At 65.5% G+C, this 10,193-nt stretch carries 12 protein-coding genes and 1 riboswitch; of the genes, 4 read left to right on the top strand and 8 right to left on the bottom strand.

Annotated elements, in window-relative coordinates; genetic code table 11:
* Positions 1-437 (bottom strand): cytosine permease (locus tag PMI14_RS14890; protein ID WP_007855683.1); only part of this gene is annotated, 437 nt, incomplete at its 3' end.
* A gap of 110 nt (positions 438-547) precedes the next feature.
* Positions 548-651, bottom strand: a riboswitch (TPP riboswitch).
* Between the two features lie 103 nt (positions 652-754).
* Positions 755-1,318 (bottom strand): hypothetical protein, encoded by a 564-nt coding sequence (locus PMI14_RS14885; RefSeq protein WP_007855682.1) that lies wholly within the window; start codon positions 1,316-1,318, stop codon positions 755-757.
* Positions 1,319-1,467: 149 nt separating this feature from the next.
* Here PMI14_RS14885 and PMI14_RS14880 point away from each other — a divergent pair, with 149 nt between their 5' ends.
* The 4 genes from PMI14_RS14880 to PMI14_RS14865 all read left to right on the top strand — a co-directional run bounded on the left by PMI14_RS14880 (position 1,468) and on the right by PMI14_RS14865 (position 4,406).
* Positions 1,468-2,652: an esterase-like activity of phytase family protein gene (locus PMI14_RS14880; RefSeq protein WP_007855681.1), complete on the top strand. Its 1,185-nt coding sequence runs from the start codon at positions 1,468-1,470 to the stop codon at positions 2,650-2,652.
* Positions 2,653-2,728: 76 nt separating this feature from the next.
* Complete coding sequence (locus tag PMI14_RS14875; protein WP_007855680.1) at positions 2,729-3,076, top strand: hypothetical protein; 348 nt, start codon at positions 2,729-2,731, stop codon at positions 3,074-3,076.
* 250 nt (positions 3,077-3,326) lie between these two features.
* Complete coding sequence (locus PMI14_RS14870; protein WP_238541845.1) at positions 3,327-3,797, top strand: hypothetical protein; 471 nt, start codon at positions 3,327-3,329, stop codon at positions 3,795-3,797.
* A gap of 75 nt (positions 3,798-3,872) precedes the next feature.
* On the top strand, positions 3,873-4,406 hold the full coding sequence (locus tag PMI14_RS14865; protein WP_007855678.1) for an Rrf2 family transcriptional regulator: 534 nt from the start codon (positions 3,873-3,875) through the stop codon (positions 4,404-4,406).
* Between the two features lie 35 nt (positions 4,407-4,441).
* Here the strand turns inward: PMI14_RS14865 and PMI14_RS14860 are convergent, their stop codons facing one another.
* From PMI14_RS14860 to urtC, 6 genes are all read right to left on the bottom strand, one after another.
* The gene (locus tag PMI14_RS14860; RefSeq protein WP_035203882.1) at positions 4,442-4,915 is read right to left on the bottom strand and encodes a hypothetical protein; all 474 of its coding nucleotides are present in this window, start codon (positions 4,913-4,915) and stop codon (positions 4,442-4,444) included.
* Positions 4,916-5,224: 309 nt separating this feature from the next.
* A complete protein-coding gene (locus tag PMI14_RS34900) occupies positions 5,225-5,401 on the bottom strand; it encodes a hypothetical protein (RefSeq protein WP_007855676.1) in 177 nt (58 codons plus the stop codon).
* Between the two features lie 183 nt (positions 5,402-5,584).
* Complete coding sequence (locus PMI14_RS35420; protein WP_007855675.1) at positions 5,585-6,655, bottom strand: hypothetical protein; 1,071 nt, start codon at positions 6,653-6,655, stop codon at positions 5,585-5,587.
* A gap of 278 nt (positions 6,656-6,933) precedes the next feature.
* Entirely contained in the window at positions 6,934-8,004 is a 1,071-nt protein-coding gene (locus PMI14_RS14850; protein ID WP_007855673.1) for an IS30 family transposase, read from the bottom strand.
* 157 nt (positions 8,005-8,161) lie between these two features.
* Positions 8,162-9,037, bottom strand: coding sequence for an urea ABC transporter ATP-binding protein UrtD (gene urtD / locus PMI14_RS14845; RefSeq protein WP_007855662.1), 876 nt, complete (start codon positions 9,035-9,037; stop codon positions 8,162-8,164).
* The gene (gene urtC / locus PMI14_RS14840) at positions 9,034-10,191 is read right to left on the bottom strand and encodes an urea ABC transporter permease subunit UrtC (protein ID WP_007855660.1); all 1,158 of its coding nucleotides are present in this window, start codon (positions 10,189-10,191) and stop codon (positions 9,034-9,036) included. Before urtC ends, urtD begins: the two co-directional genes overlap by 4 nt.
* Between the last annotated feature and the right edge of the window lie 2 nt (positions 10,192-10,193).

The following is a 10,193-nucleotide window of genomic DNA, read 5'->3' as shown; positions in this document are numbered from 1 at the left end:
CCCGGCCACTGGCTGCCTGCCATGCTGCCCGACTGGCGGCCGATGGCGACCGTGGCCTCGCCCATCACCACCAGCTCGAACGTGCCCCAGCCCACGAGCTGCACGATGTTGAGAATGATGGGCAGGCTGGCAAAGGTGCGGCCATAGACCGCATGCATCAGACCCGCGCTCGCCAGCCCGCTGTCGCAGCCCAGCTTGGCCACCCAGCCGAGCAGGCCCGCACCCACGATGGAGCCGGCGACGATGGCGATCAGCGCCTCCTTGGTGCCCAGCGCCGGCATGAGGTAGCTGCCCACCTGCATGACCAAGAGGCCCACGCCCAGGCTGAACCAGAGCGAGGCATGGTCATGCCACTGGAAGACGCGGCGGTCGGGGCTGACCGGCGCCAGCGCCTCGTTGGCGGGCGCGGCGGTGCTTGCGGGAAGATGGGCTGACATGGCGGTTGGGCTCTCCGTTCAATCAATGGACGACAGAGCAGGGTCGGCAGCGTACTGGCTGGACCCCAACGCACCAGCCCCGGTGCACAGGGAGCGGAGCGCCAGGTTATGGCGTATGCGGACTGCTTCCCTGCGCGAGGATGATCTCAATCAGGTTCAAAGGGACTCTCTCAGTCGGAGCTGCTTGCGCAGGCCGACACCCCTAGCGAAGGCGGATTCTATCTCCGGGTTGCAACCGGGCGTAAAAAGGCCCGCGCGAGGCGGGCCTGGATGCGAGGTAGAAGGCGGTCAACCATGTCGGCCGTGCTGCGCCACCGTCAGGTCTGCGGAGCATCCAGAACGGCACGGCTCAAACCGATGTCTTCCTCAATCTGGGCGATTCGGGCATCGATTTCCGCCAAGGGCTGTTGGATGTCGACGCGGGTGGGCGCCTTGATCGAATAATAGACGGCCAGGGGCGTGCCCAGACTGACCATGGCCCAGACGAACAAGGATTCACCCTCCCTGATGTGCCTGCCGAAAAGGCCAACGACCATGGGAAACAGCAATGCTGCAGCCAGGAACGCGATCGAAGCAATGCTGCTGCGGTGGGCGTTGGCTTTTGCAAACTGCGCGTTCGCCGTGTGGATCAACGCAGCCCTGCCCGCCTGGGCTTCGCCGAGTTCACGGTCCAGCCGCACCAGGGCGAGCTCTGCCGCTGTTCGGTCGGTGCCCCGTTGCACGGCCTTGATTGCGGTCTCCACCTTTCGCAACCAGACGATGCCTCCGGAGCGCTCCACGATCTGCTCGGTCCCACAGTAGCTGCAGGCAAAGCGTTCCAGGTCCTCTCCGATTTGCAGGGGGGCAGAGCAGTTGGCGCACGAAAGTTTCAACAGCGGCACAAGGTGTCCTTGGAAATAGCCAGAAAATTTACCATCAGTTGCGTGCCTTGCGGCATCCGGGTGCCTGCATCTCGCGCCACGGGCCGGTCTCCGTTCTGTCACATGCGCTCCCTAGACTCCCCCGCTTTACTCACGAGGGGAAAACCACAATGACAGCCATTCTTCGCAGCATCTGGACCATGGGCGCCGTGTGCGCCGCCACCGCACTGCTCGCCGCATGTGGCGGCAGCGATGACAACAATGGCGAGCGCTCGGTCGGCTCGCTGCGCCTCATCGGCCAGCAGGTATTGCCACGCCGCATGGAGTACCAGGGTACGGTGGTGGGCGGCATCTCGGGCATCAACTACGACGAGAAGAGCAACCAGTTCATCCTGCTGTCGGACGACCGCACCACGACCGACTCGGCCAATGCGCCGCGCATGTACACCGTGCGCCTGAACTACGACACCAGCAGCTTCAGCGGTGTGCAGTTCCTGTCGACCTTCAGCATGAAGCAGCCCAATGGTGCGGTGTACCCCAAGGTGCCCGATCCGCTGGTGGCCGACCCCGAATCGGTGCGCATCGACCGCGCCACGGGCAACTATGTCTGGGTCAGCGAGGGCGACCGTACGCTGGCCTCGGGCACGACCGCCGCGCGCATCATCGACCCCTTCATCCGCGAGATCCGCCCGGACGGCACCCATGTGCGCGAGTACCAGATCCCCGCGATGTTCCGCATGTCGGCCGACAACACCGGCCCGCGCGGCAACCTGGCCTTCGAAGGCATCGCCTTCACGCCCGACAACAGCCGCGCCGCCGTGCTGATGGAAGGCGCACTGCTGCAGGATGGCCCGGCATCGACCACCACCGCCGGCAGCGTCTCGCGCATCACGATGTTCGACCGCAGCACCGGTGCCGCCGTGGCGCAGTACGCCTACCCCGTGGACAAGGTGCAGGCCGTGCCGGTGCCTGCGGACCAGTTCACGGTCAGCGGCGCCACCGAAATCCTGGCCCTGAGTGCCACGCGCTTCCTGGTGCTGGAGCGCAGCTTCTCGGTGGGCGTGGTGGGCAACCAGGCGCGCCTGTACGAGATCACCACCGCCAATGCCACCAATGTGCTGGCCACGTCTGCCCTGGCCGGCGCCAGCTACACGCCCGTCACCAAGCGCCTTGTGCTCGACTTCGAGACCTTGAAGGCCCAGCTCGGCGGCATTGCCAACCTGGAGGGCATCACCTTCGGCCCCAAACTGGCCAACGGCCGCGACTCGCTGGTGGTGGTGGCCGACGACAACTTCCCGACAGCCGACTCGACCACCGACCGCAATCAGTACCTGGTGTTCGAAGTGCTTCCTTGATCTCGGTCATTGCCGATGGCAATGTGAATCCATGGCGGGCCCGGGAGGCCCGCCGTGCTGCCTATAATTGGCCACCATGTTCCGGAGCCTTGTCGCCGTCTTCCTTCTGCACTTTCTGCTGTGCGTGGGGATTTCCGTCGTCGGCTCCAGCAAACCCCTCCCATCGTTCGAGCCGCAACAGGACCTGGCGGTGCTGAGCCAGACCGCACCGGGGCACGAAGTCCCTGGCGCCAATTCCGATGCGGACGACCATGCCCTGCTCGATGACCGGCAGGACTTTCCGGACCTGCTGCAGCCCATGGCGCTGGCCGGTACCGGCGCCGCAGCGGCCAGGGGCCTGATCCCGCTCGCCCAGGTGCGCACGCCCTCCGTGGCACTTGCGCCGCCGCACAAACCACCAAAGGCCCCAGGCATCCTCGCCTGAGCAGCCGGCCAGCGGCCGGCTCCCCCTCGCTTCGCTTGCGAAGCGGTTCTCCCTCGTTGGCTGCTGACCTTCCTGGCAGCCTTCAGCCGCGCGCACATGGCCGCTGCGCGAGCCTCCCATTGCATTGATTGAACCGCCGCCGGTCCCCATGCGCTGCCAGTATCGGAGCGCTGGCCTGGCCCCTGAGATTCACCATGGAAATCGACCATCCTCCCTCCCCGGGGTCTGTCCATCCACCTGGGATGCACTCGTGACCGAAGCCTCCTGGCTGACATACAGGCCGCTCGCCGTCTGGCAGCGCTGGCGCTTCGCGTTTGCGGCGGCGGCCATCGCCTTGGGCGCCGCCTGCATCGACGGCTACCCCCAGCAGGATGCGCCGCTGTCGGACCCCTTCGGCATGACCCAGGCCCAGCGCCTGGCGCACATGAACACGCTGGGGGCCGAGGCCCATCCCGAGCGCCGCTGGAGCTACGGGCTGCTGCCCGGGTGTGTGCTGCGCATCGATGCCGATGGTCCGGACGGACCCCGGCCGCCGCTCGCGATCCCGCTGCTGGGCGCCGCCGTCCGGGTGGCGGCCGACAAGGCCGACGGCACGTTCGACGTGGACCTGGCCCGCGGACAGGCGCCTGCAGCCTCCGTGCTGGAGGCGCTGGACTGGGGCCATGCCGGCTGGATGCAACTGCTGCTGAGGGTGGTGCAAAAGGGCTGCGCCGATGCCTGAAAGAAGAACCACCATGAACAAGAACAACCACCGGGTGCTCGCGGAGCACCCCCAACCCCATTTCCGGAGCCGCCCATGCGCCTGACCACCCGTAGCAAATTTGCCGTCGTCGCCATTGTGGATCTGGCGTCCCGCTCCGTGGGCAGCCCGGTGGCGCTGTCTGCCCTGAGCGAGCGGTACGAGATTTCCGTGTCCTACCTGGAGGTGCTTTTCAGTGGGTTGCGCCAGGCGGGGCTGGTGATCAGCACGCGGGGCCCGGGCGGCGGCTACACCCTGGCCCGGGGCGCGCGCGATATCTCGGTGGCCGACATCGTGCTGGCCTCGGAGGTCGGCAAGCCGGGTGGTGCCGGCAGGCTGGGCGATGCCATGAGCAGCTCGCAGGGCGCAATGACGGCGGACCTCTGGGCCGCCTTCAACCACTCGGTGATGGAGTACCTGGCATCGGTGTCCGTGGCCGAGCTGGTGAGCCAGCAGGCGCCCATCGAGCGCGTGCACATTGCCGCAGAGAAAAACAGCTCCGCCAAGCGCGTGAAGCCTCGCCCGCAGTTGCCCAGGGAAGGGGTTCCCAACTCCGTGTTTGCGCTGGGCGCCTCAAGGGCGCTGGAGTAGCCGCATGGCGGGCCCGCTGTAGCGGGCCTATGGGGTTACTTGGCTGCGGTACGTGCTGCCTCGGCCTTGGCCTTGGCTTCATCGGCTTTGCGCTGCAGTTCGTTGGCTTCCTTGTCGGCGGCTTCGGCTTCCTTGAGCTTGGCTTCCTTGTTCTTGGCGTCCTTGTCCGCGCTGGGGCTGGCGATGGCACTGCCGACCATGGCACCGGCCACCCCCCCGATGGCAGCAGCACCCAGGGTGGAACCGATGCCGGGACGCGCTGCGGGTGCCGCTGCTGCAGCGGGGGCTGCCGCCGCCGCTGGGGCCGCAGCGGCTGGTGTGGCTGCCGGGGTGGCTGGCGTTGCCGGCGCCTTCGGCGCGGCGGTTGCGGCCGCTGGTGCAGGTGCTGGGCGGGCAGCAGCAGGCTTGCTGCTGCCACCCATGCGCTTGGCCTGCACGAGCGTAGGAACGGTCAGGGCGGCCATGGCCAGGGCGATGACGGCCGAGGTGGTGCGAAGCGAAGCATTCATGGGTAGGTCGAGTCCTTGTACAGGTGAGTGGACATGCTACTGAACCGGTCTTTGGCCCTTCTGCACCAAAGGCATTGGCCGCGCATGGATACCCGCATGCACGGGGACAGGCGTATCAGTTGTCCATTGCGCTGTGCGCCGCCCGCGACGCTTGAAACTGGCGTGTTCGAGGCCAGTGCCCCCGCGCAAGGGCCGCCCCGCTGCGAAGGCAGCGTATCCAGCGCTTGCGCTGGGGGCGTCCCCCTCCCGACTCGCACAGCGAGGCGAGAGAGGGGTGAAGGCGCGAAGCGACTCAGGGGGTGTTTCACTTCAGCCGAGCTTGTGGACCATTTCCTCGATTTCCTGGCGGTCCAGCTCCCGGCGCTGCTCCAGGTGGTCGATGACCTGGGCCAGCAACCGCGCCGTGCGCTCTGCGGTGGTCGAGTCCTGCTCGGTGAGGCGGTCGAAGACCAGCTGGTAGGTGTCCTTGGGTGGAATCGCGCTCATGGAAGTCTCCCGGTGTCGTGGGCATATTCTGGGCGCATGCCGGCCGACCGGCTGTAGGTCGAGGGGTGGCCTGGCTGTAGTGCGGACGCGGTGGCGGTGCGCTCCCGCGGGGCTCGAAAAAAAGGGTGCCCCGGCCAGCCGGAAGCACCCAAGGGAGGGAATGCAGGAAAGGGGGGGCGGGGATCAGCCGCTCACGCCGACGCGCAGCTTGGCCACGTAGCCGCTGGTGTTGTCACCCGTCACCGTGGCGGTCTGCAGCGAGACGCCGTCGCTGAACACGTTGTCCGTGGCAAAGCTGATCTGCGAGAGGTTGCGCACGCTCGCGCTGTAGCCGTCGGTGGTGTAGACCTGCTGGCACACCGCCGTGGGGAAGGCCATCTGCGAGGTGCGGATGGCGTTGGAGCCGCGCGTGGCACTGGCCAGGTTGCGGTACACCTCGAAATGGATGTGCGGCATGCGGCCCGAATAGCAGCCCGGGAAGATGGACTGGAAGGTCGCAATGCCCGAGGCGCTGGTCTCCTGCACGCCGCGCAGGTAGTTTTCGGCGGTGACGCCGTTCGAGTACATGGAGTACAGGCCGTCGCGTGTGCAGTGCCACAGGTAGATGGCGTAGCCCGACAGGCTGGTGCAGCTCGACGCGATGTTGACCAGCTCCAGCTCCACGCGCAAGGGGATCCCGGCCGCAATGCCGGTGGCGCCGCCGATGCTGGCGCGGATGTCGCTGCGCACGATGCCCGAGAGCGTGAGCGCATTGGCCACGCCCGACTGGTTGCTGTTGGTTCCATCACCGGGGTAGGGGCCGGCCGTCTCCTGCGGGATGATGCTGCAGGTCTGGCTGGTGGCCCCGCCCGCGGCCAGGCTCACCCAGTGCGAGAGCGGGCCGAGGTTCAGGAAGGCATAGCCGGTCTCGCGGCCATAGGCGTACAGGTTCGCGTCCTGCAGGCTCACGCCCAGGTAGTTGTCGGTGGTGGGGTAGAAGCGGAAGATGAAGTTGGCGTTGCTCTGCGCCACGGCCGAGCTGGCGGGGAACCACTGCGGGTAGGTGGCCTGTGCCCAGTTGAGCACGGTGCTGGTGTCGCTGGCCGTGTCGGCCATGCTGTTGCCCGAGAGCAGGGACAGCGGCGCCATGCTGCCCACGGCCAGCCAGCGCAGTGCATTGCGGCGCGTGGCGGCCTGGCGCGTCAGGGTCTTGAGGTCGTGCTGGAGCCCATGGTGGTGGGCAGTGTCGTCGTCGTGGTACAGGGCGTTGTTCATGGGCTTGGAGGTTCTGGTTGAAAAAGAAAACCACTCACCCGAACCGCGTTGCATTGGAGTGGCGGGCTGTCTGGGTGACCGTGTGCACAGTGTCTCGCCATCCTGTAACACCTGTTTATGCAGTTTGTGTCTGGGCTGAAATGATGGGTGCTGTTGGGCTGCCATTTGAAATGGTTGGGGTGGTGGCTTCTGATGTGTGGTTGAGGGCGGAGGCCGGGATGTGCGCCCGGCGGCGCACCTTCTTTCTTTTGCGTCGCCAAAAGAAAGAAGGGGCGGTCTCAAGCATCAAGTGCAACACCGGGTGGGATCTGGGCATTGTGTTTCACGCAATCTTCAAAGAACACCTCTGCAGGCGTTCTGAAGTTCAACGTGGCGCGTGGTCGTGTGTTCAAGCTCCAGGCGATCTGATCAAGCTGGCGCTGCGAGTAAGCGCTCAGGTCCACTCCCTTGGGCAGGTACTGCCTGATCAAGCCATTGATGTTTTCGTTGCGTCCCCGTTGCCAGGGGCTGTGCGGGTCCGCAAAGTAGATCTTCAGTCCCGTGCTCTCGGCCAGCTTCTTGTGCAGCGCCATCTCTTTGCCTTGGTCGTAGGTCAGAGTCTGGCGCAGCGCCGCATCCAGCGGACCGAAGGCCGCCTCAAAGCCTCTGAACACGTCCAGGGCGGTGGCACCATCGACTTTGACGACCATCACGAAGAGCGTCTTGCGGCACACCAGCGTGCCCACGGAAGATCGGTTGGCAGCTCCCTTGATGAGATCGCCTTCCCAATGCCCGGGTACCAGCCGGTCATTGACCTCAGGCGGGCGGACGTGGATGCTGAGCATGTCAGACAATATTCCGCGTCGACCCTCACCCCTGCCATTGGGTTTGCGTGCGCCCCGGCTTTGGCGCAGCAGCGAGGTCAGCTCCTTGCGAAGCTCTCCCTTGGGCCTGGCATAGATGGCTGTGTAGATGGTCTCGTGCGAGGCTTGCAAGGTAGGTTGTCCTGGGTAGTCTCGCTTGAGGATAGCGGCGATCTGCTGGGGCGACCACAGCTGATCGAGCATGCCTCGCACTCGGCACCACAAGGCGCTGCCATTGCGCAGCTTGCGTGGCTGTCTGGCAGCGCGGCGCACTCTGCGAGCGCGCTTACCCGCCTCAGCGGCGTTGTAGCCGCCAGCAACCAATGGACGACCTATGTGCACTTCCTGGCTGGAGCGGCGCCAGCCGTTGCGAGCCAGTTCTCGACTGACGGTGCTGGGTGCACGCTTGAGCGTGCGCCCAATCAGCCTGGTGCTGCAGCCTTGCTGCTTCATGCCCATGATGGCTCCGCGCTCTTCTGCACTCAGGTGCGCGTATTCGGTTGTCATTCAGTGCTTCTCCTCAGGGCAAGGGAGTGTTGCACTTGGGACTTGAGACCGCCCCTACTTTCTTTTGGCGACGCAAAAGAAAGTAGGTGCGCCGCCGGGCGCACATCCCGGCCTCCGCCCTCAAACAAAGCACCGAAGAACGAAGAGCAGCAAACCATTACCGCCCCAAATAAACCTCAATCACCCGCTCATCCGCCTGCACCTGGTCCAAGGTCCCCTGCGCCAGAACAGCCCCATCGCACAAGACAGTCACGATCTCCGAGATCGTGCGAATGAACCCCATGTCGTGCTCCACCACCATGAGGGAGTGCTTGCCCTTCAAAGTCAAAAACAGCTCCGCAGTCCGCGCCGTCTCATCATCCGTCATCCCCGCAACGGGCTCGTCGAGCAGCAACAACTTCGGGTCCTGCATCAGCAGCATGCCGATCTCCAGCCACTGCTTTTGCCCATGGCTCAGGTTGCCCGCCATGCGCGACACGCTGCCCGCCAGGTGAATCGTGTGCAGCACCTCGGCCAAACGGTCGGATTGGGCCGAGTCCAGGCGGAAGAACATGCTGGACTTCACGCCCTTGTGGGTCTTGAGGGCGAGCTCCAGGTTCTCGAACACCGTGAGCTGCTCGAACACCGTGGGCTTCTGGAACTTGCGGCCGATGCCCAGGCTGGCGATCTCGGGCTCGTTGTGGCGCAAGAGGTCAATGGTGCTGCCGAAGAACACCGTGCCGCTGTCGGGGCGTGTCTTGCCGGTGATGATGTCCATCATCGTCGTTTTGCCCGCTCCGTTGGGGCCGATGATGCAGCGCAGCTCGCCGGGGGCAATATCGAGGCTCAGGTTGTTGATGGCCTTGAAGCCGTCGAAGCTCACGTTCACGTCTTCGAGGTACAGGATGCGGCCGTGCGCCACGTCCACCTCGCCGGGCGTGGCCACGCGCGAGAAGCCAGCCGCGCGGCCGCCCGACTCGGTCTGGCCCTGAACCACAGGGGCGGCGTGGCGCTCGACGCGCCGGGCGCCCTCTTCCATCAGGTCCGGGGTCATTGCGTGCCTCCCTTCTTGTCGTTCTTGTCATCGCCACTGCGGCTGAATTTCTTGACCAGGCCCACCACGCCATTGGGCAGGAACAGCGTGACTGCGATGAACAGCGCTCCCAGGAAGTACAGCCAGAACTCGGGCGCCGTCACGGTGAGCCAGCTCTTGGCGCCGTTGACGATGAAGGCGCCCACGATGGGTCCGATCAGCGTGGCGCGGCCGCCCACGGCCGCCCAGACAGCGATCTCGATGGAGTTGGCGGCACTCATCTCGCCGGGGTTGATGATGCCGACCTGGGGCACGTAGAGCGCGCCGGCCACGCCGCACATCATGGCGCTGATGGTCCAGATGGTGAGCTTGTAGGGCAGCGGCGAGTAACCCGAGAACATGACACGCGTCTCGGCGTCGCGCACGGCCTGCAGCACGCGGCCGAACTTGCTGCGCACCAGCCAGCGCGCCAGCAGGAAGAAGCCGAGCAGCGCCACGCCCGTGAGCACGAACAGCAGCATGCGCATGTTCTGCGTGGCGATGGGCTGGCCCAGGATGCGTTTGAAGTCGGTGAAGCCGTTGTTGCCGCCAAAGCCCGTCTCGTTGCGGAAGAACAGCAGCATGGCCGCGTACGTCATGGCCTGGGTGATGATGGAAAAGTACACCCCCTTGATGCGCGAGCGGAAGGCGAAGTAGCCGAACACGAAGGCCACGATGCCGGGCACGGCCACCACCAGGATGAGAGTGGCGACGAAGCTGTCGGACAGCATCCAGTGCCAGGGCAGCTCCTTCCAGTCGAGGAAGACCATGAAGTCGGGCAGGTCGCTCTTGTAGTTGCCGTCGCGGCCGATCTGGCGCATGAGGTACATGCCCATCACGTAGCCGCCGAGCGCGAAGAACAGACCATGGCCCAGGCTCAGGATGCCGGTGTAGCCCCAGATCAGGTCCATGGCCAGCGCGCAGATGGCGTAGCACATGATCTTGCCGAGCAGGGCCACGGCGTAGTCGGACAGGTGCAGCGGGCTGCCGGCTGGCACCCACAGGTTGAGCACAGGTGCCACGGCGCACACCACGATGAGCGCCACGATGAAGGCCGACCAGCCGCTGCGTGTGAGCAGCGGCGCCGGTGCGGGCAGTTGGATGGGGGAGTGGGAGGAAGGCGTAGTCGTCGTCATGT

This window comes from Acidovorax sp. CF316 (genome assembly GCF_000276605.1).
In the GTDB taxonomy this organism is placed as follows: Bacteria; Pseudomonadota; Gammaproteobacteria; order Burkholderiales; family Burkholderiaceae_C; genus Acidovorax.
Note: the sequence above shows the minus strand (reverse complement) of the source record. Positions and strands in the feature narration are given on the sequence as shown.